This window comes from Thalassotalea montiporae (assembly GCF_053485855.1).
Window position 1 is genome coordinate 39,992 of record NZ_JBQRUO010000005.1, and the last position, 26,877, is coordinate 66,868.

Annotated in this window: 22 protein-coding genes; 11 read left to right on the forward strand and 11 right to left on the reverse strand. The window is 42.8% G+C overall.

The window, feature by feature from the left end:
- Window positions 1-531 precede the first annotated feature (531 nt).
- Both ACSLUR_RS14420 and ACSLUR_RS14425 read right to left on the reverse strand, forming a co-directional pair.
- Window positions 532-1,146: a hypothetical protein gene (locus ACSLUR_RS14420; protein WP_448555682.1), complete on the reverse strand. Its 615-nt coding sequence runs from the start codon at window positions 1,144-1,146 to the stop codon at window positions 532-534.
- A gap of 128 nt (window positions 1,147-1,274) precedes the next feature.
- The gene (locus ACSLUR_RS14425; protein ID WP_448555685.1) at window positions 1,275-4,406 is read right to left on the reverse strand and encodes an ExeM/NucH family extracellular endonuclease; all 3,132 of its coding nucleotides are present in this window, start codon (window positions 4,404-4,406) and stop codon (window positions 1,275-1,277) included.
- Window positions 4,407-4,954: 548 nt separating this feature from the next.
- Between ACSLUR_RS14425 and ACSLUR_RS14430 the strand changes: the two genes are divergently transcribed.
- Window positions 4,955-5,995 carry a M14 family metallopeptidase gene (locus tag ACSLUR_RS14430; protein WP_448555687.1) on the forward strand — a complete coding sequence of 347 codons (1,041 nt, stop codon included), beginning with the start codon at window positions 4,955-4,957 and terminating at the stop codon, window positions 5,993-5,995.
- A 93-nt stretch (window positions 5,996-6,088) separates the two neighbouring features.
- Here ACSLUR_RS14430 and ACSLUR_RS14435 read toward each other — a convergent pair whose 3' ends face one another.
- A complete protein-coding gene (locus tag ACSLUR_RS14435) occupies window positions 6,089-7,729 on the reverse strand; it encodes a response regulator (protein WP_448555689.1) in 1,641 nt (546 codons plus the stop codon).
- A 256-nt stretch (window positions 7,730-7,985) separates the two neighbouring features.
- On the opposite strand from ACSLUR_RS14435, the gene ACSLUR_RS14440 reads away from it, so the two are divergent.
- Together ACSLUR_RS14440 and ACSLUR_RS14445 are read left to right on the forward strand one after the other, a co-directional pair.
- Complete coding sequence (locus ACSLUR_RS14440; RefSeq protein ID WP_448555691.1) at window positions 7,986-9,449, forward strand: methyl-accepting chemotaxis protein; 1,464 nt, start codon at window positions 7,986-7,988, stop codon at window positions 9,447-9,449.
- Window positions 9,450-9,518: 69 nt separating this feature from the next.
- Window positions 9,519-10,028: a DUF6436 domain-containing protein gene (locus ACSLUR_RS14445; protein WP_448555693.1), complete on the forward strand. Its 510-nt coding sequence runs from the start codon at window positions 9,519-9,521 to the stop codon at window positions 10,026-10,028.
- Between the two features lie 35 nt (window positions 10,029-10,063).
- Here ACSLUR_RS14445 and ACSLUR_RS14450 read toward each other — a convergent pair whose 3' ends face one another.
- The gene (locus ACSLUR_RS14450) at window positions 10,064-10,414 is read right to left on the reverse strand and encodes a DUF6176 family protein (protein WP_448555695.1); all 351 of its coding nucleotides are present in this window, start codon (window positions 10,412-10,414) and stop codon (window positions 10,064-10,066) included.
- Window positions 10,404-10,676, reverse strand: coding sequence for a hypothetical protein (locus ACSLUR_RS14455; RefSeq protein WP_448555697.1), 273 nt, complete (start codon window positions 10,674-10,676; stop codon window positions 10,404-10,406). Before ACSLUR_RS14455 ends, ACSLUR_RS14450 begins: the two co-directional genes overlap by 11 nt.
- Window positions 10,677-10,834: 158 nt before the next feature.
- Between ACSLUR_RS14455 and ACSLUR_RS14460 the strand changes: the two genes are divergently transcribed.
- Window positions 10,835-11,071: a hypothetical protein gene (locus ACSLUR_RS14460; RefSeq protein ID WP_448555699.1), complete on the forward strand. Its 237-nt coding sequence runs from the start codon at window positions 10,835-10,837 to the stop codon at window positions 11,069-11,071.
- A 19-nt stretch (window positions 11,072-11,090) separates the two neighbouring features.
- On the opposite strand, the gene ACSLUR_RS14465 is transcribed toward ACSLUR_RS14460, so the two are convergent.
- Entirely contained in the window at window positions 11,091-12,266 is a 1,176-nt protein-coding gene (locus tag ACSLUR_RS14465) for an alkane 1-monooxygenase (RefSeq protein WP_448555701.1), read from the reverse strand.
- Window positions 12,267-12,440: 174 nt separating this feature from the next.
- Between ACSLUR_RS14465 and ACSLUR_RS14470 the strand changes: the two genes are divergently transcribed.
- Window positions 12,441-13,490, forward strand: coding sequence for an AraC family transcriptional regulator (locus tag ACSLUR_RS14470; protein ID WP_448555703.1), 1,050 nt, complete (start codon window positions 12,441-12,443; stop codon window positions 13,488-13,490).
- A 13-nt stretch (window positions 13,491-13,503) separates the two neighbouring features.
- Here ACSLUR_RS14470 and ACSLUR_RS14475 read toward each other — a convergent pair whose 3' ends face one another.
- Window positions 13,504-13,719 carry a hypothetical protein gene (locus ACSLUR_RS14475; protein WP_448555705.1) on the reverse strand — a complete coding sequence of 72 codons (216 nt, stop codon included), beginning with the start codon at window positions 13,717-13,719 and terminating at the stop codon, window positions 13,504-13,506.
- A 229-nt stretch (window positions 13,720-13,948) separates the two neighbouring features.
- Here ACSLUR_RS14475 and ACSLUR_RS14480 point away from each other — a divergent pair, with 229 nt between their 5' ends.
- The 4 genes from ACSLUR_RS14480 (at window position 13,949) to maiA (ending at window position 17,926) form a co-directional block, all read left to right on the forward strand.
- Complete coding sequence (locus ACSLUR_RS14480; RefSeq protein WP_448555707.1) at window positions 13,949-14,416, forward strand: MarR family winged helix-turn-helix transcriptional regulator; 468 nt, start codon at window positions 13,949-13,951, stop codon at window positions 14,414-14,416.
- 126 nt (window positions 14,417-14,542) lie between these two features.
- Window positions 14,543-15,859 carry a homogentisate 1,2-dioxygenase gene (gene hmgA / locus ACSLUR_RS14485; RefSeq protein WP_448555709.1) on the forward strand — a complete coding sequence of 439 codons (1,317 nt, stop codon included), beginning with the start codon at window positions 14,543-14,545 and terminating at the stop codon, window positions 15,857-15,859.
- 75 nt (window positions 15,860-15,934) lie between these two features.
- Window positions 15,935-17,251 (forward strand): fumarylacetoacetase, encoded by a 1,317-nt coding sequence (gene fahA / locus ACSLUR_RS14490; RefSeq protein ID WP_448555711.1) that lies wholly within the window; start codon window positions 15,935-15,937, stop codon window positions 17,249-17,251.
- Window positions 17,252-17,284: 33 nt separating this feature from the next.
- Window positions 17,285-17,926: a maleylacetoacetate isomerase gene (gene maiA, locus ACSLUR_RS14495; protein WP_448555713.1), complete on the forward strand. Its 642-nt coding sequence runs from the start codon at window positions 17,285-17,287 to the stop codon at window positions 17,924-17,926.
- 6 nt (window positions 17,927-17,932) lie between these two features.
- Here maiA and ACSLUR_RS14500 read toward each other — a convergent pair whose 3' ends face one another.
- Window positions 17,933-18,877 (reverse strand): LysR family transcriptional regulator, encoded by a 945-nt coding sequence (locus ACSLUR_RS14500; protein ID WP_448555715.1) that lies wholly within the window; start codon window positions 18,875-18,877, stop codon window positions 17,933-17,935.
- A gap of 395 nt (window positions 18,878-19,272) precedes the next feature.
- Between ACSLUR_RS14500 and ACSLUR_RS14505 the strand changes: the two genes are divergently transcribed.
- Window positions 19,273-20,190, forward strand: a complete 918-nt coding sequence (locus ACSLUR_RS14505) for a DMT family transporter (protein ID WP_448555717.1) — start codon at window positions 19,273-19,275, stop codon at window positions 20,188-20,190.
- Here the strand turns inward: ACSLUR_RS14505 and ACSLUR_RS14510 are convergent.
- Window positions 20,187-21,089, reverse strand: a complete 903-nt coding sequence (locus tag ACSLUR_RS14510) for a LysR family transcriptional regulator (protein WP_448555719.1) — start codon at window positions 21,087-21,089, stop codon at window positions 20,187-20,189. The two genes, ACSLUR_RS14505 and ACSLUR_RS14510, sit on opposite strands and share 4 nt — an antisense overlap.
- A 125-nt stretch (window positions 21,090-21,214) precedes the next feature.
- Between ACSLUR_RS14510 and ACSLUR_RS14515 the strand changes: the two genes are divergently transcribed.
- The gene (locus tag ACSLUR_RS14515) at window positions 21,215-21,937 is read left to right on the forward strand and encodes an SDR family oxidoreductase (RefSeq protein ID WP_448555721.1); all 723 of its coding nucleotides are present in this window, start codon (window positions 21,215-21,217) and stop codon (window positions 21,935-21,937) included.
- A gap of 161 nt (window positions 21,938-22,098) precedes the next feature.
- Here ACSLUR_RS14515 and ACSLUR_RS14520 read toward each other — a convergent pair whose 3' ends face one another.
- Window positions 22,099-25,254 carry a beta-galactosidase gene (locus ACSLUR_RS14520; protein ID WP_448555723.1) on the reverse strand — a complete coding sequence of 1,052 codons (3,156 nt, stop codon included), beginning with the start codon at window positions 25,252-25,254 and terminating at the stop codon, window positions 22,099-22,101.
- A gap of 233 nt (window positions 25,255-25,487) precedes the next feature.
- Window positions 25,488-26,771, reverse strand: coding sequence for an FG-GAP repeat protein (locus tag ACSLUR_RS14525; protein WP_448555726.1), 1,284 nt, complete (start codon window positions 26,769-26,771; stop codon window positions 25,488-25,490).
- Window positions 26,772-26,877 lie beyond the last annotated feature (106 nt).

Genomic DNA, 26,877 nt, shown 5'->3' on the forward strand with positions numbered 1-26,877 from the left:
CACCTCTTGATTGAATGAAAAACTGAATGAAATACAAAACTGGCCTGCTCGGCCAAAATTCTTAACTTATGCTGCTAGTGATTGTTATTTATAGACTTTTATTGGTTTGCGCTAGCATTATAAAACGGCTTATTAAAGCCTATTTTTTTTTCAAAAAATACGCGCAAATTGTATTAATTCAGTGAACTTTGATCTGGATTAACTAAACTTGGCTTTGGTTTATTCACATACAAAATGTAAGACATTGGCCATATCAATTGTAAGCTTATAAACAGTTGCAATGTAAGACCCAGTAGAACTGTTAAATATTGCAATAAAATTTATTTGTGCTGTTTACATCATTTTGAGAAAACTGCTGACTGCGCGGGTATTGGGGAAGCGATACTTTATTAATGAAGAAAAAGGTCTAAAGTCACTAACATAAGCTAGCTATTGATAATGAATAAGTTGGGTATAAAAAAGCCCCAAAATGCAGGGGCTAAACCATAACGGTTTGAAGTGTGAGTCTTACTTACGCATATGCAATAACAACTAGCTATCGCGCTTTCTCACAAGAAACAGTAACGGCAATAACATTAATGCCGCGCTTGCTGGTAAAGGTACTTGAGCGCTACTGACAGCGAAGCTTGCACCGCGCAAATCAAGTGATGCAGGGGCAAAAACGCCCGATGTGCCAAAGCCGTCAGTTAAGCTTACATTGGCCAGCGAAAAGTCCACATTACCTGTGCTGGTTAACTCGAATTGAACAGACGCTAATACAAACGAAGACACTAGGTTTTGCTCAAAAAACAAATCAAAAGGACTTTCAAGCGATACTTCGTCAATGGTTAATGAATCTCCATTATTAACATCTGACTGACTAGAACCAATAACGCCAAGATCGAGTAAATTACCAAATGTCACTTGAGCATTTGTAACCTCATTGCTGTCAAACAAAAAGTCTAAACTAAAAGAGGCAACTTCCACTGGGCTACCAGCCAATTGTTCAATATCTGAAATCACAATGTCAGCCGTAACCAAGTCGCCCACTTGATATGCTTGGTCAGCAACTTCAACAGTTAGTATGGTCGCCAAACTCGCATGCGACGTAATCGCTAACGCAGCAGTTAGCAAGGTTTTCGAGATAACCTTTGTAAAATTTTTCATGATTTTTCCTTATTTTTCTTACTTCTTATAATTTGCTTTGTGCTAATTCACTTTTCTTATTCGTTTTATCCGCGCGGCGCTTTTTTGAGATTAAATAAGGGCCGCGCGTAAACATAAGTTTTACTGACTTATTCCGCTCGGCAACGAGCACGTGTACATAACCCGTACATGGCGCGTACATCAGTAAAGTTAACAACACCATCTTGGTTAATGTCTTGCGTTGCTAAATCAATATTATTAGCGCGAATGGCAGCCAATAGTGCACGAATATCATTGATGTCAACGTCATTGTCGCCATCAAAATCGCCTAACACACCATCTACTTGCGTACCCAAGCGCACGGTAACAATCACAGGATCGTGATCTGAAGCGCGAAATGCCGTAGGTGCATAGAAAGCGGTTTGCTGTTCTGCCGATTTAAACTCTTCGTTGTAATCAAACGCTCTTGGCTCATCTGCATTGATGTGCCACGCTTGCACTTGCTGCACTTGTGGGGTTAATGAAGCTGATGCTAAGGCATGATCGAGATAGCCAATTTCACCGCCAAAGCTATAGGTGTAGGCACTTGGACCAACCTTGGTTGACAATAAGTTGCTGTAGCCTGCATTGGTTATTGCCGTGATTGGGTCTTCTTTACCGTAAGAGTTTAAATCACCAACAATCAACACGTCTTCGTCGGCAACACCTGTTGGATTAGTCGCTAACCAAGCAAGTAAGCCATTGGCAGCTTGGGTGCGGAGCAAATTCCAACAACCTTGACCATCATTTTGATCTTGGTTAGCACCCGATGCACTGCCACAGCCACCTTTAGATTTAAAGTGATTAACAACGAAAGTGAAACGCTCCTGTGCATCACCATTGACATTGGATGCAAATGTTTGCGCAAGCGGTTGACGGTTACCAAAATCAAATGGTGTGGTGGTAATAGTGGCTGCATTGCCAACAGGTGTCACTGCACTCGGCTTGTAAATAATACCTACAGCGATTGCATCAGAGCCAATACCGTCGCCGTCTAGAGCAACATAGTCATAAGTACTCGCGCCAACTTGGTTGTTAAGTTCTCGAACCAATTGTGCGATTGCTGAATTATCGCCAAAGCCATCATTTTCAATTTCCATTAGGCCAAATACGTCAGCGTCAATTTGCGCAAGCGCTGCCACTATTTTGGTTTGCTGGCGTTCAAATTCTTCGGCACTATCAGCCCCACGAGGGGTTGGGAAGCCTGTGCCGTCACCTTTACCATTGAAGTAGTTAAGCACGTTAAAGCTGGCGATTTTAAGCTCATCTGACGCACTAGCAATAACCTCATTACTTCGCGCATTGGCTGGTGAGAATACCGGTGCAGCAGTCGGTTGTATTTGGTAGTTACCGAAGCTAAAGTCTAATGTGCCTTGCAAGCCAGATACTTTGTCACCCAAGCGAACAGGCGTGTTGTAACTTAACGAAGGGCTCGGATAAGGCACAACAGCAGGGTTTTGCTGAGAGTTTTTATCGTCAACCAACAGTTTGTTGCGACGATTTCTGTCTGCTAATGCTTGTGCTTCTGGGCTACCCGGCGCATAAACATTAGTCGGAATAAACAAACGTCCATTTGATACGGCAAATTGGCCAAATCGCGTCAGATTAAAGGTATCAGTAACCGATAATGACTGCGGCAAACTAACTAGCATATTTTCTAGCGCTTCAAACGCTGCGTTATCTGCTACAGGTAGGGTAATTGCTTGCGGCTCAATAGTTTCACCTTGACCACAATCTAAGTGTTCTTCTGTCAGTGATAATTGTGTGCGATTGAAAAACTCGCTGACATTACCCTGAACGCGAACTTTATTGCCTAAGGTTGGCAAGTTCGAGCGGCCATTTAAGAAGACAAATAGTGCTTCAGAGCTGGTTTCGTCACTATCGTTATCAGCTTGCTCTTCTTGTACGATAAAACCTTGTAAATTGGGTAATACATTCGTAACCACGGCTTCAACAATATGGGTTTGGTTAACCAATGTTGATGCATCGCCGCTACCTTGTATTGCACTAATCAAAGTTGTCTGGTCGCCACATTGGCCAAAATCAACCGGTGCAGGTGGCTCTGAACCGCCACCGTCACCGCCGCTGCCGTCGTCATCACTGTTATGACTACCTAAGAAGGTAAACGTGTCGCTATCATATGCTAGCCATTGCTGATCTGGGTCAAATGCATCATCAACAATGTTATCACCCTGCACCACCTCAGGTTTACGTACGAGCGTTTTATTCGCACCCCATGATTCACGCACGCCACGTTGACCAAAAGAATCAATCACCTGATCTTGTTTAACCAACTCAAAGTAGTCATCACCGTTGAAATTAACCGCACTTTCTTGCGTGTCAACATAACCAAGTAATTCACTATCATCGCGAATTTGCGAACTACCTATAACAAGCACGTCACCTGGCAGTATTTCGCCACTTAGGTTAGCGACGGAAGTTGGCTGCGCACTACCATTTGAATACAGCTTGAATTGATAATCGGCTAGCGAAACAGTCGCATCGGTTGGGTTGTAAATTTCAACAGCTTTATTAAAGCTGCTGCCTTCTACGTACTCAGAAAAGAATAAATCTTGGCTAACCGGTGTTGGCGCAGGATCTGGCTCTTCGCCACCTCCACTTTGCTCACCAGCAACAACACGCACATCGTCAAGGCGGGTGTACTCTGAGCCAGAGCTGTTGGCCATAACAACTTTGAGCTGTAACGAGTTAGCATTCGGTAAAGCAACTGAGACGGTAACCGAACCAAAGTCGTCAATTAGCGTATGACTGGCATTGCCCTGCTCTTGCCAGTTTTCTACACGAACAAAATCACCACCATCAAGCGCATAGAAAATATCGACAAAATCAGATGTTTCATGGGTGCCCGATTCACTTACTAACATTGAAAACGACACATCGGTCATACCTGCAATGGCAATAACTTCTGACATCCAAGCGGCATCACCACCTATGTCTCGACCTTCAAATTGTTGATTGGTCACTTTGAACCAATCAAATTCATTTTCTAATCCGGCATTTCCAACATCAATTGACCACTTGGTTACATTATCCATGTCAATGGTGTTAAAAATCGCACCTTTATTATCAATTGCTGCATCATTAAAATCTTCTAACCAAATTTCTTGCTGTTCGGCTATCGAACTAGCAGCAACGGTGAGAGGAAATACAGCGAGTAAAACCTTTTTAAGCGGACTATATTTGGCACGCTTGGAGAACTTCTTATCATTATTATGTTTCATAATTTTCTCAGATTTTTTTGGGACGTTAACTACTTGTCTAATTAAATTTACTTATTTTACTAAAGCTAATGACGGTCAAATTCTGACCTTTAAATGTTAAATTATTGTTACAAACAAATGAAATGAAAAATATTTAACCATATGGTTATATTTTAGAATAGCTAAAAGTGAGTGTTTTTTGAGCTTCTCATTCAGCTGCTTTTTTTATCCTTATGTTTTTAAACAAATAAATTTTGTTTATCTCTAAGTAGTAGAAAGTCCATCAGATTTAATTATTGGAAGTATTGCCAGTCACTGCATCCAACATAAGTTAGAAAAACTTATCCGTATAGAATTTAGGGTTTAATTGACCTTGCTCAAAAATCGCCTTCACGAAAAATGTCAAAGTAGCTGAAGCGTGGTTGCACATAGTAATTAGCTGCAGTGTACCGCCACGCGATTTAATTTGAACCAGAGATAAGGTTCATAGAATTTTGGCGGGTAGAACGACGACCTCTTGTAATTCGCCAACAATAAAAAGTTAAACCTGATATTTATTGAGGCGAAACATGACAATAGACTTTAGCAAAATAGCTTACTTTCAAAATTTAACGGCGGAAGATATTCCAGAAACGCCTTTGGCTTGGCTACAGTCTTTAGAATCACCCAGCATTATTGATTTCGTTAATAATGAAAGCCATCCATGGCGAGTCATTACCACACTTTTGCAAGGCAACTCGCCATCAGGCTTTTATGCCGTGCATCAATTAGTTAAAGCAGGTGCGTTTAAAAAATTAAAAATAAATGTTCGTGTTATTGTTGCCTCTGTTGAAGCTGCTTGCCATGAACCAGCGTTTACTCATGTTGCATTGCCTGAAGGTAAAAACCTTGACCGTTGTTTTGGTTCAACAAGTCTTAGCCAATATTTTTTGCGTGCCCAAATGCTTGCGGCAAGCATTCGCCAAGTAAAACCTATTGCAGTGCTCGATCTTCAAAATAGTCAGGGATCTAGCCCAGCTTATGCGATGAGTTTAAGGCAGAGCCATGATCACTTAGCACTGGCTTCGTTACTTTGTAAGACACTCGTGGTGTCAGATTTAAGGCTTGGTGCTATATTCGAGCAGAATTTTGATTGTCCGATAGTAAGTATTCAATGTGGCAATCCGGAACTTGTTGAAAATAATCATCTCACAGAAACTGCGCTAATCGACTTTATCGAACAAAAAGATTTGAGTCTAAGAGAGTTACCTAGTGATCTCGCCGTAATTCACGACGCAAAACTGATCAAGCTAAGTGCCAATAAAAGCGTTGCCTATGGGACTGAACCAAGTGACGCGGATATCACCCTCAAAGACATACTAAAACAATGCAACTTCACTAAACTTGATGGGAAAACTCATATCGGCTGGACAACTAAACCTGCATCCGAGTTGCTTGAAAGCGAATCGCGAAATGAACAAGCGTTAGAAGAATTTCTGGCAATTGAAGACGGCCATATATACTGCCAACCAGGAACGTTTTTATTTTCCATCAATCCACTGTTGCCTGAGCATGCCAACGATAAGCTCTTTTTTGTAGCTAAAGAAGAACTAAAACTTAATAAAAAATAATCGATAACTTAGGGCGTGCAAAAGGTTAAAGCTACACAGCTAGAAAATACTCGATGAGGTGTAGCTTTAACACTTTCAGGGAATTAACAGAAGTTAGTTTAACGTTGCTTGCCACTGGCTTTTTAGTTTATTGACCGCTTCAAGATAAGGCCCTGTAAAGTGGTGCTCGTTTAAAATATTAAAGCCTTGTTCAGCAAGCGCTTGATGTTCATCTTGAAACAAATGATCACGCTTCATTGCCAGTAGCACTTTGAGCATGCTAATGGCTATTTTACTATTTTGCGGCGAGAGTTCTAACGCTTGCATAAGCGATGTTAGGGCTGGTTCTAAACGTTTCTTTTGGTAATGTTCAACCGCCATTTCGTGCAGCTGGCGTGCAGTAAAAAATATCTCCTGCCGCTCTTTCATTTCCTGTTCAACGTATTTGCTAACCACTTGGCTGGTTAAGTTCTCGCCCGCAATTTGATTGCTAATCGCCTGCAAAATGGTGATAGCTTCTTCACGCATACCTAGCTCGTGAAATACTTTAACTTTATCTAGGTTGTCTTCAATATCCGTGCTGGTGCGCAACGATAAATGAGTTTCTACTAAGCGCTCTGCCAGCTCATTCTGCTTACGGACATTAAGAATACGAGCTTGTGCAACCAAAAGCTGTTCTTTAAATTCACCGAACTCTTGGTGTTCCTGCAAGCGTTTAATATAACGCTCTGACTCTTGTAGCACTTTCTCGCTGCTGCTATCAGCTAAGGTACAGGCTAAATCAATGCCGGCACGAATCACATTCAGCAACAGTCGCGGAGAGTCATGCACTGAATTTTTAGCATAAGTTGCTATCGATTTTGTCGCTTGGTATTGACCTAAGTGATCATGATTTAAACGGGCAAGATCCCAATATTTTTTGTTGCGCTCAATATTGCGCGGTGCAAGTTCACGCGCCAGTTTTATTTCGTCATATGCCTGCGCGTAATTTTCTTGCTCAATGTAATACTGTGCAAGCATATCATGGGTAGCAAAACGGGTATCAAGCTTGCCAGTTAGCTCAGCCAACAACTGTTGAATCTCATCAATTCGCCCTTGTTTTAGCAGTGCCTTAACATAGCCCAAGTACACCCACGAATATTGGTAGGTATTCAAAAGATCCTTAAAAAAGCGTTCTGCTTCTGAAAATTCTCGAAGCTGTAAGAAAGAGTCGCCTTTCATTCGTAAAATACTAGGGAAATACTTTTCTAAACTAGCATCGAGTAAATAACGGTCAGCGTAATAAATAGCCTTTGAGCTGTTTTTATTATCAACGGCTTGATAGATATTAAATAGCTTGCGCTTAATTTGCAGTGCGTAAGTCAAACGTTTCTTAACGTTGCTAGCCGACAAGGGTTTCACCCAGAAATCATCTGGTTGTAACTCAACTATGGAATTAACAAGGGTTTCGCTGGTTTCAGCGCTCAGGAATATTAATACCGTGCTTTTCTTTACAAAACCGCGAAACTTTAATTCTTCTAATAGATGAAAACCGTCTTTATCGCTTTGTACATTGAATGAACAAATCACAATATGAAAATGCATTTCTTCACACAAACGCAAGCCATAATAGGCGTTTTGCGCGCAGCGAATTTCTTTTATACCTAGCTCGTACAAAGCGTCGGTTAGTAAGCCATGAACCAGTGTATTATCTTCTATGATAAGTACATTAAGCTGGTCAAAGTGCTCCAATGCGTTTTTTAATTCTTTATCCAAAATTACGGCTCGTTTGAATGACTATTTTGTTCAGGAGAAATTTTTATAGCGACACTATAGTAACAAACTCGCTAACTACTTGCTGATTAACATCAAATTTATATTGCATTTAACACTTAACCTACATAGAATTCACGCCCTTTTTACAATTGTCTATTATTTAAGCTAACAACAACGTTGAGTTCGGTTAGTGGCAGTGATTGCCCAGTGAAGGGCTTATTACAAATACAGGAATCACTCTAAACGTGGGGATTCTATGAATAATATAAATAAACTATTTAGCTACCTCGTTGTAGCGTTATTTATCGAAAGCATTGTATTGGGTTTTGTATACCAGTCATTTCTTTCTGCCTTTTTAATTGGCTTACCAGCGATGTTAGTACCACTGTACTTTTTAAACAGCGCGCCTAATTCAGCATTAACAAGACATGTGTGTGCCATGGCAGTTATGATTTTTGCCGCGCTACACATCCACCAAACTTATGGCTTGATTGAAGTTCATTTTGAAATCTTTATTTTGATGGCCTTCCTGATCGCTTTCCAAGACTGGCGAATTTTTATTACGGCGATTAGTTGCGTAGCTATTCATCATTTCGCATTTTACTTTATGCAATCAAGCAATACTGGCGTGTATATTTTTGACGAAGACAGACTTGCCTTTACAACCGTCTTGATTCATGCGGTTTATGCCATAACCGAAGCTTTCATTGCAGGTTATATGGCAAAATCAATGGCCAAAGAAAGTGCTACAGGCCATGAACTTTGCGACGTAACGGAAAAGCTGACTGCTGATGAACAAGCGATTGATTTATCAATGCACACCAGTGGCAATAACAAAACACTGGCAAGCTTTAATGGTTTATTAAAGGTGATATCTCAGCTTATCAGCCACGCACAAATGCAAGTGATGGAGCTAACTCAGAATGCCAGCAATTTAGTGAATGCGAAAAGAGAATTAGAACAATCGTCACGCCAACGCCAGCAAGAAACTGAAATGATCGCCACTGCTGCAGAAGAAATGGCTGTTACCGTGCAATCAATTGCTCAAGAAAGCAACCAGCTGAGCGATCAAATGCAGTCGGCTAACGCCAGTACGCAATCCACTAACGACGATATTTCTGGTATCAATCAGCAAACTGAAGCATTAACCACTGCTCTGCAACAAACCAATGATCACGTTGTTGAACTGGCAAACTCAACAGAAGCGATTGCAACGGTGTTGTCAGAAATCACGGGGATTGCAGATCAAACCAACCTGCTAGCACTTAACGCAGCGATTGAAGCGGCACGTGCAGGTGAACAAGGTCGTGGCTTCGCCGTAGTTGCTGACGAGGTGCGCGCCTTAGCCAATCGCACCAAAGAAAGTACTGACAAAATCAGTGAAACACTAAATTTGCTTAAAGGCTATTCACAGTCAACCACTGACGCGATGGCTTCAAGTATAGATATCGTCCAATCAGTCATTGATAAAACTCATACTGCGCGCGACCAAATCGCGGAAGTTGCCAACATGGTTGAGCAAGCCAGCGCGATATCAATGAGTGTTGCTGCTGCCGTGGAAGAACAATCATCAACAACTGATGGTATTGCGCAAAGTGCTGAAACTCTGCGTGCAACTGCACAACAAGATCAGGAGAAAATTCTGCTACTAGCGAACGAAGCGCTATCTGTTGACCATGTGGCTAAGTCACTGGCTGACTGCATCACGCGCTTTAAGTAAACGCTGGTGTTAACAAGGGCTCAGTGCAGGTCAAGTGATTAGGTTTACAAACTAGGCTATTAGCAAAAAGTGACCATTAAAAAACGTCAAATAATCATAGTGATAAGCTGGGTGCTTATCACTATCTTCAGCTTCGCCTATCTGATCAACCAGCGAGTGGTGGAGTTTGACCCAAATCGCTCCTTAATTGCCCTATCCCATCAAGAAGTGTTAGCTAACTGGCAGAAAGCGCCTGAGTTTAATGCAAGTGAACGTGCCATCGTTCACTTTAAGCAAGAGGGCTGCCACTGCAATACAGTCAGTGAACGACACATTAATGCCATTAACAAACAAGCTCTAAGTGACAACTTTGCCATTGAGCAGCTAACACTCAAAGGGCAGCTTCAAGCCCTTGTACCATCGACACCCGCAGTAGCAATTATTGATAAAGGACAATTGGTGTACTTTGGGCCTTATGGCGAAGGTATCGCATGTTCGCAAACCAATGGTTTTGCCCAAACGGTGTTGAGCAATCTACAAAAAGGCTATGCCGCGAATCTAGTTGTGAGTGATGCTAAAGGCTGTTATTGCCAAACCTAAACGCAAGCTCGGCATCATAGCTAAAGCATTGGCTTTTAATCTTTTGAGAATTGCATCGCTGAATTAAAGCAAAATATTGGCTCCAAATCTTCATAAGGCTCAGGCAGCCAGCACTTTGTTTTAAATTCGTCATATACTTGGCGAAATGGTGTTAGCGATAGCTCGCTTTCATCGACCATAATTTTCGAAAAGTCTTCTGATTTAATCACAATATAGAGCAGATCTACCTTGTCACTTTGCTCAACAAAAACAGAGTCCCAAAAGTAGCCTTTTTGTGACATTTCATCACGAGGGTGCTCAATATTTTCTCGCATATAAGCCACTAAGCTATCTAAATCTGCTTTTGACCCCGCTTTCAGCTTTATTTTTAATAGCTTAGATTCCACTGCCCTTCCTTAATATTTTGCGAACCAGCTTAGACACATAAAACGCAACCGTAACACCGATAAAGAAATACAAGGCAACGAGGTAGGTGTGATAACTTGCCACATAAATCTCTTGATTGGCTAATAGACACTTCCCTGTTTCATAACTAAAGGCACCACCTTTATCCAAACAGTCATCTACGATTGTAAAATTAACAAGAAGTGCGATCACAACAACGCTGGCGATCACACCAATAAAATGAGGAATGGTATTTTTATTCATAAAACCTAGAAATGATTTGTATGTTTAAGTGAATGTATTTAAATAAACCTGCTTAGATGAATACACTTAAATGCTTTCGTTAATCCAATAGCTGTCTTTATTCAATGGGAAAGGCTCTATCGTCAATTGCTCGGCTTTTTAGCACAAGAAAATAGAAAATGAAATATCCTAACCAAGAAGCGACAAACGCGGATAAAAACCAAAGTAACTTTTCTGTACCTCCCGTTCTTTTTGATATTAATGTCAGCACCCAAGGGGCGACAGTTAACAAGAGCAACAGAACAAAAATAATAATTGGCGAAATGATTAATTCACCCAAAATAAATTCCTTTTTACTTAATTTTTTAATTCATTTTATATTTCACCCAATAGCTGCAATGCACACAGATGAATAGTGTCTCAGCATATCGTCCACTAACTTGACTGTAAACTGTATTTGCGCACCAAGGTTTCCTGTTTACTTGGCAGAATATTAATCTCGTCTAATTTTTGCCCTGTGATGGCAACCAAACGTTTATCCATCACCTCAAACCACAACCACGGAATAAAAGCGACAATATACATACCAAAATAACCGTTGGGCAGTGAGGGTAAATCATCAAAATGTCTTAGTGACTGGTAGCTGCGCGCGGCATTGGCATGATGGTCTGAATGCCTTTGTAAATGAAACAGCGCCCAGTTTGAAAAAATATGATTACTGTTCCAACTGTGTTTCGGTTGCGGCTTTTCATAACGACCCGAAGCCAATTTTTTGCGTTTCAGACCATAGTGTTCAATATAGTTGGCCGTTGTTAATTGCCACATTGACCAAAACGCAGCGATTAACAAATAAGGGATGACTGAAACACCGAGCCAAACGGCCATCGCCAAATAACAGCTGATGGTCATCAGCATGGTTTGAATAAACTCGTTTTTCAGCGTCCAAGGTGATTGCCCTTTTTTAATCAACCGCTCATGCTCAATACGATAAGCACGCAAAAAGCCACCTGGTAACTCACGTAGCGCAAACAGATAAATACTCTCCCCCATTTTTGCCGAAGCTGGATCTTCTGGCGTTGCTACGTGTTTGTGGTGGCCGCGATTATGCTCAATAAAAAAATGGCCATAGGCCGCTGGTGCCAGCACAATTTTGGACATCCACCGATCAAACTTGTAACGCTTGTGTCCTAATTCATGACCTATGTTTAGGCCATGACCGCCAATATAGCCAGAGAGCAAAGCCGCTGCTAAATAGCCGGAGGGTGACAGCTCATGATGCGCAACAAACCAACCTAAAAAAATAAAGGTGGCGATAACTAGTGGCACGTGCAGTAAGGTGATTATGCGATAATAACTATCAGCTTCAAGCTTTGGTATTACTGACTCTGGTGGATTATTAGTATCTTCTCCCATGAGAAAATCCATTAATGGAAAAGCAAGATACCAAATGGGCAAGAAAATCCATAAATACCACTCACTTTCATAGCGCATAAATAGCAAAGGACCAACCACTGCAATAAGTGGCGTTAGCAAGGAGAGTAACCACATATAGCGCTTTTTATCGATATAGATTTCGCCGTTATCAGCAACAAAAGTGTGTCCAAAATTCATACCCTGCTCTCTTATCGAGTTCTTTTTATCATTGCACTATCAAACACCATTACTGCTCACAAAATAACCGTTGAAATTCACACGTAATCGTCATATTTTGTCAATTTGATGGCAAATAATAAGAAGTTTTCAAAGCACTCATGCTGTCGAAAAAGCAAATAAGGAGCTTGGGTAATGACAAGCGATATCAACAAGCCAGGCGGTGAAAATTGGTGGCTACAGCCATCAATACACCCAAGTTATGCCAGAATTTTATGCGCCTACATTAAAAATAGTGGCTTTGCTATCGATCGCTTGTTTCTCGGCAGTACTCTCAACTGGCAGACCTTGCTAGAACAGCAACGCTTTATCAGTTTTGAGCAGTTTAGGCGTATTGTGTTAAATGCGCTGACCATCATGAAAAAGCCTTGGCTTGGCCTTGAGGTGGCACGTTTGCTGCCAGTTTCAGTGCATGGTTCATTAGGTTATGGTGCAGTCACCGCGCCAACAGTAAAAAGTGCCTTTAAACTCATTGAACAAGCAATGGCAACACGTATTACTTTGTATAATTTTGAGTATCAGCACACAGATTTTGGTGCGCGATTCACCATACGTGAATCGTCACCACTGCAAGAACTTACGCAAGTGATGTATCCCATGTTACTCGGCTCATTCTGCGACATAGTTGAAAAAACGACAGGTAAAAAAGCAGTAAATATTCCGGTTTCCTTGCCTTACGCAGAACCTGAGTGGGCAGCGAAATATTATGAGCTCTTTCCCGAATTTAATTACACATTTAGCAGCAAGCATTTTTTTGTCGAAATACCCCAGCAATTGCTAAATACCCATTCACTTACCGCAGATGACTACGCCTATCGCAACGCACTGCGTGAATGCCATCAATTAATTGCAGTACGAGAGCAAGGGGGTGACTTTTCTGAGCGCATTAAAACCCATTTATTTAGCGTTAGCCCGCTTTACAGCTCACAAGCACAAGCAGCTAAAGAGATGGGCGTATCAGTGAGCACCTTGATCAGAAAACTAAAAAGTGAACATACCAGCTTTCAAGCGCTGCTCAACGAAGTAAGAGCCGAGCTAGCTTGCTGGCAATTGCAAAATAGTGCGACGTCAATTGAATCCATCGCCGAAGCCGTTGGCTTTATCGATACTTCCAACTTTGCGCGAGTATTTAAAGGCTGGATGGGTTGTACGCCATCACAATTTCGGCGACAGCATGTCAACTAGTGTATTGCAGGTATTAAGCTGCGCCAGCCATTTTATAGAGAAAGAAGAAAAAGCCACCAAAGAACACAATCGCCAATATCACTATAATCGTTAATGTTTTTGACTGTGCCATAGATTCAAACAAACCAACCTCTGTCTGCATTCTTATCAAGTCCATTGGATCGTTAGACTCTTTCAACTTTGGTTTATTCTCAGTTTTGTGATCTGTTTTATTCGATTGATTGCTCACTTTACTCTCCATTTCGACCGCCACTGCGCAATCAATTTTAATAGCTTAAGTTTATTTAAAAGACTAATAAGACTAGAAAGTAGAAGTATTGCTTGAATAACTCGGGACTTTACAAACGCTGTAAAAGCTAATTTACAGATGAAAATGCAGGCTAAACCTCACCTGCTTCCACTTAGTAACAATTGTTACTAGTATCAAAGCACAACTTTATTTTGCGTTATTCTCGTCAATGCAAACGCTAGATTTAACTGACTTCTTTCCTTATCAATTATCAATTTTACAAAGCCACGTCAGTGATCACGTCGGCGCTTACTATCGAAAAGCATTTGGCATGAGTCGCAACGAATGGCGAATACTGGCGGTATTGGCAATGCACAGTAGCGAAGATAACAAGTCAAAAGTTTCGGCAAAAGACATTTGTGCCTTTACCCAATTAGCAAAAATGCCTGTCAGCCGTGCGCTAAAACAATTAGAAGCAGCCAAGCTTGTTACACGTCAACAAAGTACCAGCGATATGCGTTTTACCCACTTTACCCTGACAGGTATAGGCCTTGAACGTTATCAAGCTATCGTGCCTGAGGTTCGTGATGCTCAGCAGCAAATTCTACAACTGCTTACTGAACAAGAGCAAAAACAGTTAACAACGCTCACTAAAAAGCTATTGGCAAAAATGCAAACAGAGCTAACCGCTCTATAGCGACAAAAACAAAACCACAAACAAAATCGAAAACAAAAACAACAAATCGCTGATTCATCAAAAAAGTAATAAATAAGCTAGCAGTTAAACAGACGACTAGCTGTGGGGAACTAGATGGAAACAACAATGAACAAGTCAAAACAGGAGCATAAAGAGCTGACTTATCTATGCGGCTTTGGCAACGAACATGAAACCGAGGCTTTGCCCAGTGCATTGCCCAAAGGACAATTTAGCCCGCAAAAGGTCAAATACGGTTTGTATGCGGAGCAATTTAACAGCACGGCGTTTACTGCGCCGCGCGATAAAAACCGACGCACATGGACCTATCGCATTCGCCCTTCTATCGCCATGGGCGATTTTACCCCAATCGACAACGGCTTGATTCGCACCGCGCCAATCACTGAAGTGGCAGCCCCACCCAATGTGATGCGCTGGGATGCGCTACCAATGCCAAGTGAACCAACCGATTTTATTGATGGCTTAACCACAGTTGCCGCTAATGGTGATGCCAATACGCAGGTGGGCATTGGAATTCATGTTTACTGCGTGAATACCGATATGGATAAGCGATTTTTCTATAACGCTGATGGTGAGCTTCTTATTGTTCCCCAGCAAGGGCAATTGCTGGCTTATACCGAGCTAGGAAAATTGCTAGTCAAACCCGGTGAAATCCTCGTTATTCCGCGTGGTATTAAATTTAAAATCACACTGCCAGAGGGTAATGCCCGTGGCTATATTTGTGAAAATTACGGTGCGCCGCTTGAGCTCCCTGAGCGCGGTCCTGTGGGGGCTAACGGTTACGCCAACGAGCGAGACTTTCAGTACCCCGTCGCTTGGTTTGAAGATATTGACGATAACTTTGAGTTAGTGGCGAAATTTGCCGGTAACTTATTTAGCGCCAAGCTTAACCATTCACCACTAGACGTTGTTGCTTGGGTGGGTAATTCAGCTCCCTACAAATATGACTTAGCCAAGTTTAATACCATCAATACCGTTAGTTATGATCATCCCGATCCGTCGATATTTACGGTATTAACTTCACCTTCTGGCACAGCCGGCACTGCTAATGTCGATTTTGTGATCTTCCCGCCACGCTGGATGGTAGCCGAAGATACCTTTCGCCCGCCCTACTATCACCGCAATATTATGAGTGAGTTTATGGGGCTTATTGAAGGGGTTTACGACGCGAAAGAAAAAGGTTTTGAACCGGGCGGTATGAGTTTACACAACTGCATGACACCCCACGGCCCAGAGGCAGATGTTTTCGAGGCTGCATCTAACGCCAAACTTGAACCCAAGCGTTATGAAAACACCCTGGCCTTTATGTTTGAGTCGCGCTACGTCATCGCACCGACTAAATTTGCGTTGGAAACACCAGCCAAACAAAACGATTACTTAGACTGCTGGCAAGGGCTAAAAAAATTTTATACAGGCCAAGCTTAATCTAGATAGCAATAGTTCTAGATAAACAAATACAAATTAATCATCAGAGCACACTGAGAACAAACAGAGCAGAAAATGAACCAATTAAACGAAACACATGATATTGCGTTAACTAGTTGGGTTGAAGCCGCGAATAGCGACAGTACCGACTTTCCAATTCAAAACTTACCATTTGCCAGTTTTAGAACATCAGGTACAGACCAAGCCTATCGCGGAGGCGTTGCCATTGGTGATCAGATTGTTGACCTTGCGGCGTTAGCAGAGCTGGATATCTTCTCTAGGCCTGCTCAGCAAGCACTAGTTGCTGCGGCAAACCCGCAACTTAACGAGTTTATGGCGATGGGCAGAACTGCTTGGCGCGCCTTGCGTTTAGCACTATCAAAAGCCCTGCGCTCAGGTGCCAGCGAGCAAAGCCAAGTGGAAGCGTGCTTAATCGCTCAGCAAGAGGCGGAGTATCAGTTGCCTTGTCATATTCACGACTACACCGATTTCTACTCGTCTATTCACCACGCAACCGCTGTCGGCTCGTTATTTCGACCAGACAACCCATTGCTGCCAAACTACAAATGGGTGCCTATTGGTTATCACGGCCGTGCATCAAGCATTGATGTTAGTGGGCAAGCCTTCCCTCGCCCGTGCGGACAAACCAAAGCACCTGATGCCACAGAGCCGAGCTTCGGCCCTTGTAAGCGCCTAGATTACGAAGTAGAAATGGGGATTTTTATCGGCCAAGGTAATCAGCTTGGCGAGCGCATAAGCATCGACAACGCCGAAGATCATGTATTTGGCCTTTGTTTGTTTAACGATTGGTCAGCACGCGATATTCAAGCATGGGAATACCAGCCACTAGGGCCATTTTTAGCGAAAAGTTTTGCCTCTACTATTTCGCCTTGGATTGTGACCACTGAAGCATTAGCACCGTTTCGTGAAGCATTCACTAGAAGTGAATCTGATCCGCAGCCAATGGAGTATTTAACCTCTGCACAAAACTCAGCAGCAGGCCAATTTAATGTCACACTAGATTGTCTATTAAAAACCTCAGATTCAGCCGAGGAAAATCATGTGTCGACGTCTAATTTTAAACATTCTTATTGGACAGTAGCGCAGATGGTAGCGCACCACAGCGTCAACGGTTGTAACCTGCAAGCCGGCGACTTGTTAGGTACTGGTACTCAATCAGGCCCTGAAAAGGCAGAAGCTGGCTCATTACTGGAATTAACTCATGGTGGTAAACAACCAATCACCTTAGCCAGTGGCGAGTCGCGCACTTTCTTGGAAGATGGCGATACCGTGATTATGCGTGGTTACTGTGAAAAAGCTGGCGCAAAGCGCATCGGTTTTGGTGAAGTAAGTAGTACGATACTTCCTGCAAAAGCACCAGCAAAGCTTTAATTTTTTGTCAGCACAAAGCGAAAGGATGTTCCCATGGAGCTTTATTCTTATTTTCGTTCATCGGCAGCGTATCGACTGCGTATTGCGCTCAATGTTAAGGGCATTAGCTATCAGCAAGTGCCCGTTAACTTGCTAAAAGGCGAGCATAAATCAACGGATTACTTGGCACTGAATCCGCAAGGACTAGTGCCTAGCCTAAAAGCCGATAATGACGAGGTGCTCAGCCAATCGCCAGCAATTTTGGAGTGGCTAGAGGAAAGCTTTCCTGACATGCCACTATTGCCCAGCAGTTCACTGGAGCGTGCAACTGTGCGAAGTTGGTGTAACCAAATCGCTTGTGATATTCACCCAATTTGCAACTTGCGTGTACTTAACTATGTTGCCGACGAGCTTGGTGGTGGCAGCGAAGGAAAATTGGCTTGGCTGCATCACTGGATAACCACGGGCTTTAGTGCGTTAGAACAGCAGCTAGTAGATGTGCAAAGCCAAGGTAACTTTTGTTTTGGTGAGCAGCTCACCCTAGCTGATATCTATTTGATACCGCAGGTCTTTAATGCACTTCGATTTAACGTCGATATGACTGCATTTCCACGTATTATGGCGATTTATCAGCATTGTAATACGTTACCTGCGTTTATTGATGCGCAACCGGCCAACCAGCCAGATGCTAGTTAGGAACATTTAAAATGCATAGCGCTGGCAAAACTGTATAAAGTTTGCCTGCGCGGTTTGGCCCTCATTCATATCAGCCAAATCACAGTCTTTAAAGCCCGTATCTTTATATCCTTTATTTTTAAAAACACTGTCTTTAAACACACAGTGAACACTTGAGCGCATGCTGTTAGCTGGCAGATTAAGCGCGGTCAGTTCGCCCTTTGCAAGTTCTTTGGCAACCGACACTTTGCTTAGTGCAGCGATGCCCATACTTAATTTTACACATGCTTTTATCGTTTCGATGCTGACAAACTCACTGACAGCCGAGGTATTATAAGCCCCAGCACTAATCAACAGCCGTTCGAATTGATTGCGATAACAGCAACCTTTTTCTGTCAGTAACAAGTGTTGCTTGGCAAGTTCATGTACCTCGACGTTTGATTTCGCTGCTAAGGGATGACTGTTAGCACAAACCACCACAATTTCTTCCTGCTGATAAGTATGCACAGTCAAGCCTTGACGCTGAAAAGGCGCTTCTAGAATAAAAGCGACATCTAAATTTTGTGTTAGTAGTTCGTTTTTTAATTTCGATGGGGGTGTTGGCTGAATAGCGAAACGCGCATTAGGGTTTTCTAGGCTGTATTCTTTTAACAGCTTAGGAAGGTAGTAGGTAATAACCGTTTCATGCCCACCAATTTTAATCGGCTCTGCTAACGGTACATTCTGCACAGCAGCCCTTGCCTCATCGCGAAGTGAAAATAATTTTTGCGTATAATCAAACAGTTGAATTCCCGATTGACTAAGCGCCACACCTCTGCCGTTACGTTCGAATAACTGAACATTAAGCTCACTTTCAAGTGCTTTAATTTGATTAGTCACCGCTGATTGCACGTAACCAAGTTGCTCTGCCGCTTCACTAAAATTGAGGGTACGCGCTGCACATTGGAAAGTTCTTAGCTTCTTAAAATCCATCGTTTTTTAAATCCATAGCTTTTTAAAGGCACAGTTTTTTACAGACCTAGTTCATAAAGATAACAAATTCATAATTTTTGATATCTGAATTCATTAACTATCATTTTACATGAACACATGAACTAGCCAAAATTCACTCGCATCTGTGTTAACTAACCTCAGGTTTGGATAAGAAATAGTGAATAACAAATTAATTCAAATGCTTATATTCATCGGTATCTTCTAGTGAGAAATTTTTGCTGATATCAAGGCAAATTTGCGCGTCAATAGCTAGTCTATTGCAAGTAAATTTAACGCTGGTAGCAGTGAAAATAGCCACTAGAAGCACATTAGTTATCCAGAGCTGAGGTTAATTACTTATCGATTTTTTTAACAATAATTACGAGAGAACCTCTGTGCCTATACCCCCTAAGTACTTGCCAAACACTTCATCCTTACCTTACTTGGCAATTGCGCTGGTCGGGCTGGTTTGGGGCAGTAATTTTATTTTTATGAAACTCGCTGCCAGTCATATCACCCCAATGCAAATTGTCTTGATTAGAGTACTGTTTGGTTTTCTCCCTATCGCCCTGTTTGCAGCTAGCCAAAAAGTGCTGAAATTTTCAGATCTAAAACACGCGCCACACTTTATTGTCATGGGCTTGCTGGCAACGGTTATCTACTATTTTGGCTTTGCCAAAGGTACATCGTTATTAAGCTCAGGCATCGCGGGGGCTATTAGTGGTGCTATTCCCTTATTTACCCTTTGCACAGCGTTGTTTGCCCTGAAAGAAGAAAAAGTCACTCTTGGCAAGTTGTGTGGTGCAATGCTTGGCTTTATTGGCGTTGTCGTACTCGCACGGCCTTTTAACGCCCAACTTGCTTCGGCAACAGGCGCTGTTTACATGGTATTGGGTTCAATCAGTGTGGGAGTGTCATTTGTTTATGCCAAACGCTTTATCACTCCTTTAAAGCTATCGGCACTTGCGCTAACTACTTATCAGCTAGGGGCAGGTTTAATTATCCTATGCTTTATTACTGATTTTGAAGGAATCGGCAACATAGCTAACGATACCAGCGTTTTACTCACCACCTTTATTGGCTTAGGTTTATTTGGCACAGGTATCGCCTACCTTTGCTACTACTTTATTATTGAAAAACTAGGGGCGTTGGTAGCATCCTCTGTCACTTATATTCCTCCTATTGTGGCACTGGCTATCGGTGCTGCAATTGTTGGCGAAAATATTGAAATGAGAGACTATGCTGCCACTGGATTAATCTTGTTGGCCGTTACTATTATTAGCATTTCGACTAAACGCGAAGCTGCCCGTTAGCCTCGCAGAATCTGCTGATATCTTTCATTAAAATGATCGGCAATCCAATTCATTAACGCTTGTACCCGGGTAAGTTGGTGTCTAATTGGCGGGCATACCAGTGAAATATCGGTTTGCTCTGACCAATCTGGCAACACTTCCACTAAGCGTCCTTGTTCGATATCTGCCTGACAGTAAACATCAGCCAAACGCGTAATACCTAAGCCACTAATGGCGGCATTATGCATCACCCGGCCACTGACTATTTTTATCCCTTTATCAATGTGAATAACACTTTGCTGATCGCCACGTTTCATTACCCAGTTATCGACAGAGCCATAAATTAAAGGCAATTTCTGTAAATCTTCTGGGCTATTAATTTTAGGGTATTGTGCTAAAAATTCAGGACTTGCGATGTATCGTGTGGTGAGTGCGCAAATTCTACGTGCTATTAAGCTCGAATCTGGCAGTGAGCCCATACGCAAAACTAAATCGTAGTGGTCTTCAATCAGGCCGACTCTAACACTAGAAAAGTCTAAATTTACTTGTACTTCAGGGTGCGCCTGCTGAAAGCTCAACACTAACGGGGCGATTAACTCTTCGCCTAACAAACCACCAACTGAGTTCATGCGAATTTTACCTTTGAGCTCATCTGTTGATTGCGACGCCCACTCTGCAGCACCATCAAGCTCACTCATCGCCCGCTTACAACGTTGATAGTAGCCTTCGCCTACTTCCGTCAGCCTTAGTTGCCGAGTGGTGCGATGCAATAGTTGAACACTTAGGCTACGCTCTAATTCAGTTACCAACTGGCTCAAATTCGCTTTTGAAAAGCCAGAGACTTCCGCTGCCGTTGTAAAGCTGCCATGTTCCGCAACGAATAAAAATGCACGAATGCCTCGCCAAGAAATATTGTTCATCTAATCCTAACAATGTTTTCAAATTACCTATATTTATCATTATAAAGCGAAACACTATAGTTATCACACTGTTGTCGAGTTGTTAAAAACAACAAACCTTTTTTGACCGTGTTGAGGAAAAAATTATGACGAAATCACTTATCGTAATTACAGGCGCAAGTTCGGGTATTGGTGCTGCAATGGCAAAGCGCTTTTCAGCTGCAGGACACTCATTGTTATTGGTTGCGCGTCGTATTGAAAAAATTGAAGCTCTTGGACTACCCAATGCGATGTGTCGACAAGTTGATGTTACAGACGCTGAAGCCTTCAAGTCTGCAATCAAAGAGGCCGAAGCAAAATTTGGCGCGGTTGATTGCCTAATTAATAACGCTGGCCTAATGATGCTAGGCCAAATTGATACTCAAGACCCTAGCGAATGGCAACGTATGTACGATGTTAACGTAATGGCGTTGTTAAATGGTATGCAAGCTGTACTAGCTGATATGAAAGCTCGTAATCACGGTACCATTATGAATATCAGTTCAATTGCGGGTAAGAAATCATTCCCAAATCACGCAGCCTACGTGGGTACTAAATTCGCAGTTTCAGCTATCACTGAAAATGTTAGAGAAGAAGTTGCAGATACGGGTGTTCGTGTTATGGCAATTTGCCCTGGCGCGGTTGAAACCGAGCTTCTAGGTCACACCAGTGATCAAGAAATCATAGACGGTTACCAAGCTTGGAAAGACGCAATGGGTGGCGTATTGCACGCTGACGATATCGCCCGTACTGCTGAATTTATGTATGCTCAGCCACAAGGCGTTAATATTCGCGACGTTGTGATCACAGCAACACGCCAGCAGCCATAACCTGCAGCCTTAATCTGTAACCATAGTCAGAAGCCTTTATCTGAAACCACTATGGGCTTAAACAGTAGGCTTAAAACAATACCTCAAAAAAGCCTGTCGCATGCATTGCTTGCGACAGGCTTTTTGCTATTTGATGCTGTTCACCAACTCGCTCATCTGGCTTATTTGGGCACTAGCACCAATTGATAGCGATAGTTTGAGTCAGCTAATAAGTACTCAGGATGCACGCTTGGGCTCCACGAATCATCGCCACCAATGCCCATATGCTGATGATCGATGTAAACGTGTACCGCATCACTTTTAACCAGCTCGTGCGTATGTTTTGCCAAAATTAAGTTTTCTTGACTGTATTGGCTAACTGCGAAATGGAAATTCCCTTCTACAGTAAGCTTATCGAGCGTCAGTGACTGACAATTAGTGCGCAAACCATTGTCGGTAGGGAAAATATAGTTCGTATGTAATTCATCAAGCGTTGCTTGATAGTGGCCAATACGCGCCGCCGTATTGCGATCGGGGTAGTTTTCAAATGGCCCTTTGCCAAGCCACTCAACACATTTTTTATCTGCAAAAGTTGCAAGCCCTAGTTCAACACCAACACGTGGCAATGGCGGTAATGCTTCGCTTAGTTGCACATCAACATCGACTATTAACTTACCTTTTGGCGTCACTTTACCTTGCCATTTAGTTTGTGCAACAAGTGTATTGCCATGGGTAAATTGGTAAAGCACGGTCACTAATACACTATTACCCGACGGTTTTGCGCTCAAATGCACACAGTTTTGCTGCCACTGCCCTAGCCCTACTTTTTTCCAGCGCTCTGCCCAAGCATTAGGATCAATATTATCCACTTCACTCACGCCAATATCGTTATCCAGTGGTGCTCGATAAAAATTATCCCGTAGCGGGGTCGCTAACAACGCCTGCTCGCCCACATGCCATTGACTTAGCAGGCCGCTAGCTTTTGACCAACTAAAAACAAAGTTATCTGTATTGTCTGCGGTGCCAGCTCCTGTAACGGAAAGCGTATCGTCGTCTTCGTTAATGGTTAACGATTGAGTTTCTGATTCTGCTGGTTCAGGCACTTTAAAAGGCACTAGGGATTGATGATTTTTCAGCGCAAACTGCTCGGTTGCCAATACATGGCCAGCAGGTGCAAAACTTGAATCAGCAATTTGCACAACATCAAGGTTTAGGTGGTATTTAGCGCCCGCTTTACGGGTAAATTCAGTTTGAATAACTAGCGCTAATGACTGCTCTGCTGCAATTAATAGCGGTAGTTGCTGGCTTTCAATCACCTTACCATCTTCTAAAATTTGCCAAACCAGCTGTTCGTTATCAGTTGCTCTGAACAAGAATTCACTGGTAATGGTTAATTCAAACTCTTGGCTAGTGGCCAAATTTGAATCATCACTTAAGCTAAATTGGAAGAACTGCTGACAATATTTTGCTTCATAAATACTTGGGTGAACACTTCTATCAGGGAAAAGTAGGCCATTAATACAAAATTGGCGATCGTTTAGCTCGTCACCAAAATCACCACCGTAAGCCCAGTACTTCTCACCGCTTTTTGTTGTTTTGGTGAGTCCTTGATCAACCCAATCCCAAATAAAGCCACCTTGTAATTTCGGGTAAGCGCGAAACGCTTGCCAATAATCAGCAAAACTACCCAAGCTGTTGCCCATCGCATGGGCGTATTCACATAAAATAAGTGGGCGGGTTTCATTGGGCAGTGACAACCACTTTTTGATCGACCATTTAGGTACTGCCTCAAACGGTTGGTCGCTATCTATACGCGCATACATCGGGCAAATAATATCAGTCGCTTTTGTATTAGCACCGCCACCCTCATATTGAACTGGGCGTGATGGGTCGTAGTCTTTTGACCATGCATACATGGCATCATGCGTGGCACCATGGCCTGATTCATTCCCTAACGACCAAATAACAATCGATGCATGGTTTTTATCGCGCTCAACCATTTGCGTGTAGCGATTTAGAAATGCTGCACTCCACTGAGGGTCAGACGCTAGCCGCCCCATCGGGAACATGCCATGCGTTTCAATGTTGGCTTCGTCGCAAACATACAAACCGTATTCATCGCACAGCTCATACCAGCGCGGGTGGTTTGGATAATGTGCAGTGCGCACCGCATTAAAGTTATGCTGTTTCATTAGCTTAATGTCGCGGATCATATCCGCTTCTGTGACCACATGACCTAGCTCTGGATGATGCTCATGACGATTAACGCCTCTAATAAGCAGCGGTTTACCGTTCAAACACAACTGCCCATCAAGCATTTCGACCTTACGAAAACCCACGTTATATGCTTCAACATCCACCACTTGCTGCTGCTCATCAAGTAACGCAATAACACAGCGGTATAGATTTGGCTGCTCTGCACTCCACTGCTTAGGCGCATTAACCTGAAGCTCGCTAAAACTAACATCTTGCCAAGCGCCCTTTTCATCAACTACTTTTTCATTAAAGCCTGATACCACAGGCTCAGTTACGGCAGTTTTTCCATCAAACAACTGAACTTGTACTTGATAGCTTTCTGGCGCACTAACGCGAGTTTGAATGGCTAAGCTACCATCACGGTAACAAGCGTCTAAATCAGGGGTGATAAACACGTCTTTAATTTGCTGCTTCGGTTTAGCCAGCAAAGTAACATCACGGAAAATACCGCTAAGCCACCACATATCTTGATCTTCAAGATAGCTGCCATCGCTCCAGCGCAATACCATCAACGAAAGGTAGTTCGCCCCTGCTTTTAAGAACGGCGTTAAATCAAATTCGCTGGGCAAACGACTGTCTTGCGAGTAGCCAACCCAATGGCCATTGCACCACAAGTAAAATGCTGAATTTACGCCATCGAAAATGACAGAATGTTGCTTTGTTAATTCAGCCTCGGCCATTTCAAATGCTGTGCGGTAACAACCTGTTGGGTTATCAGCAGGCACATACGGCGGATTGACCTCAAATGGGTATTTAACGTTGCAGTAGATTGGCTTATCAACACCATGTAACTGCCAATTGGCGGGTACAGGCAATGTTGACCAAGCTTGGCTAGCGATTAATGTTTCACTAAATGCTTTGTCATCCGATTCAACAAAACCGCTTTCAACCTGCTCCGGCGCATCATACAGGCGAAACCACCAGTCACCGTTTAGCGATCGTCTTTGCGCATGCTGATGAGAAAGCGCATCTTCGACCGTGCTAAAACCGTTTAACGGACTATGTGCGCGTATTTGATTGACTTGAAAAGACGACTGATTTTCCCAGTCGCGACGTTCAATTACTTGCTGAAAACTTGTCATGGCAATGCCTTAAAAGCTGTTTTATATGTTGTTGTGAGCGATTATTGCTTGTTGGATGTCGCCTTTTAAGTGCACAACAAACCTATTTGTATGACTAATACGATAATTCAAATTGTATCGCCACCAAAACTAGAAAGCTATGGTAAGTTGGCGTCAATCATAACTTATAATAATGACTAAAGTTTGGTGCCTTAGTTTCACATGATAAGTGCTACAAAGAGTTGATAAATACGTTATTTAGCGGTGGGCCTTAACTCTTGAATAAAGACGGCGCCCGATTCATTGCCATTGGCGGCATGATAAGGCGTAGTAATGACCGCAACTCGATCAGATAAATCAAGATTCCAGCCAAATCTATCGCCTGCCATACTGTGCTTAGCCATAATTTTGTTGGCGTAGCCCCAACCATTTTCGTCTTTTTTGTAAACATAAACAGCGCCAGTGTCTGTGCCATTAGCATCGTGATTCATCGCGCTGATAATTGCCGTATCGCCACTAAGGGCAACACCACGGCCAAATCTATCGTCCGCGTGACCATCTGGCGATGTGAGTTTTACCTGCTCTGTCCAAGTCTTACCCTCTCGAACAAAAATATAGGCAGAGCCGGCATCTACTCCCAAGCCGTCAATATCGTCTCGCCTTGCCGAAATTAACGCTGTATCTCCAGAAATGGCGACCCTAACGCCAAAAATATCAGTCTTCCCGCCATCTGATGCCATCAATTTTGCTTCTTGCTGCCACTGATTATCGTCGAACCGATACACATATACGGCACCTGCGTTTTCTGCTTTTGCGTCGTGTAAATCAGCACCAACAAGCATAGTATTGCCATCAATTGCGACACTGATTCCAAATAAATCGCCAGCGGCACCATCATTTGCCGCAATCTTAGTTTGATAGCGCCAAGTATTTTGCTCTCGCAGGAATATATACGCTGCGCCTGAATCCTTCCCCAAGACATCATTACGCGGCGCGCCGATAACTAAGTACTTGTCCGTAAGTGCGATGCTTTGTCCGAAGGCATCTCCTGGCTTTGCGTCAGGTGCGGTAATAATCTGCTTTTGACGCCAATCACTTAATGTACGTTCAAACGAAACAACGGCGCCAGCGTCTTTCCCTTTATCATCGCGTCGCATCACGCCTAGCATGGCAATATCACCTTTTAATGCGACTTTGCCACCTAAAGTGTCTTCTACGAAGGCCGGATCGGCTACCAACCTGGCCTGTTGATGCCAACCATTTTGATACTGATCGTTACTTCCTTTTACAAAAACGTAAGCCGCTCCAGCATCTGTTGTATTGTCGATATCGGCTTTAAATGCACCAACCAATAAAGTGGTGCCATCAATTGCTGCGCTATAGCCAAATGAATCACCAGCTTTGCCATCTTGAGCCAAAATCATCGCTTGGTTAGTTAAGTTGCTTACCTTAGTGGGTAAACGTTCGCTCTGATCATGGCTATTTGCAAAGGCAACTCCACAATAAAATATGGCGCAAAGCTTAATTATGCTTTTCATTGTCAGTGAATCAATCTGGATAGAATTGTGTGCTTTACGACATATAAGCGTATCTATATCGCCTGTGCAACAAACTATTCCTGCTACCAACATTTGGTTACATAAT

Excerpts from the sequence above, each read along its gene's own strand:
- ACSLUR_RS14455 (WP_448555697.1), bottom strand. The coding sequence starts at position 10,676 with ATGAATAAAAATACCATTCCTCATTTTATTGGTGTGATCGCCAGCGTT.
- ACSLUR_RS14465 (WP_448555701.1), bottom strand. The coding sequence starts at position 12,266 with ATGAATTTTGGACACACTTTTGTTGCTGATAACGGCGAAATCTATATC.
- ACSLUR_RS14425 (WP_448555685.1), bottom strand. The coding sequence starts at position 4,406 with ATGAAACATAATAATGATAAGAAGTTCTCCAAGCGTGCCAAATATAGT.
- fahA (WP_448555711.1), top strand. The coding sequence starts at position 15,935 with ATGAACCAATTAAACGAAACACATGATATTGCGTTAACTAGTTGGGTT.
- ACSLUR_RS14420 (WP_448555682.1), bottom strand. The coding sequence starts at position 1,146 with ATGAAAAATTTTACAAAGGTTATCTCGAAAACCTTGCTAACTGCTGCG.
- maiA (WP_448555713.1), top strand. The coding sequence starts at position 17,285 with ATGGAGCTTTATTCTTATTTTCGTTCATCGGCAGCGTATCGACTGCGT.
- ACSLUR_RS14510 (WP_448555719.1), bottom strand. The coding sequence starts at position 21,089 with ATGAACAATATTTCTTGGCGAGGCATTCGTGCATTTTTATTCGTTGCG.
- hmgA (WP_448555709.1), top strand. The coding sequence starts at position 14,543 with ATGAACAAGTCAAAACAGGAGCATAAAGAGCTGACTTATCTATGCGGC.
- ACSLUR_RS14470 (WP_448555703.1), top strand. The coding sequence starts at position 12,441 with ATGACAAGCGATATCAACAAGCCAGGCGGTGAAAATTGGTGGCTACAG.
- ACSLUR_RS14520 (WP_448555723.1), bottom strand. The coding sequence starts at position 25,254 with ATGACAAGTTTTCAGCAAGTAATTGAACGTCGCGACTGGGAAAATCAG.
- ACSLUR_RS14525 (WP_448555726.1), bottom strand. The coding sequence starts at position 26,771 with ATGAAAAGCATAATTAAGCTTTGCGCCATATTTTATTGTGGAGTTGCC.
- ACSLUR_RS14440 (WP_448555691.1), top strand. The coding sequence starts at position 7,986 with ATGAATAATATAAATAAACTATTTAGCTACCTCGTTGTAGCGTTATTT.
- ACSLUR_RS14430 (WP_448555687.1), top strand. The coding sequence starts at position 4,955 with ATGACAATAGACTTTAGCAAAATAGCTTACTTTCAAAATTTAACGGCG.
- ACSLUR_RS14500 (WP_448555715.1), bottom strand. The coding sequence starts at position 18,877 with ATGGATTTTAAGAAGCTAAGAACTTTCCAATGTGCAGCGCGTACCCTC.
- ACSLUR_RS14515 (WP_448555721.1), top strand. The coding sequence starts at position 21,215 with ATGACGAAATCACTTATCGTAATTACAGGCGCAAGTTCGGGTATTGGT.
- ACSLUR_RS14480 (WP_448555707.1), top strand. The coding sequence starts at position 13,949 with ATGCAAACGCTAGATTTAACTGACTTCTTTCCTTATCAATTATCAATT.
- ACSLUR_RS14460 (WP_448555699.1), top strand. The coding sequence starts at position 10,835 with ATGAAATATCCTAACCAAGAAGCGACAAACGCGGATAAAAACCAAAGT.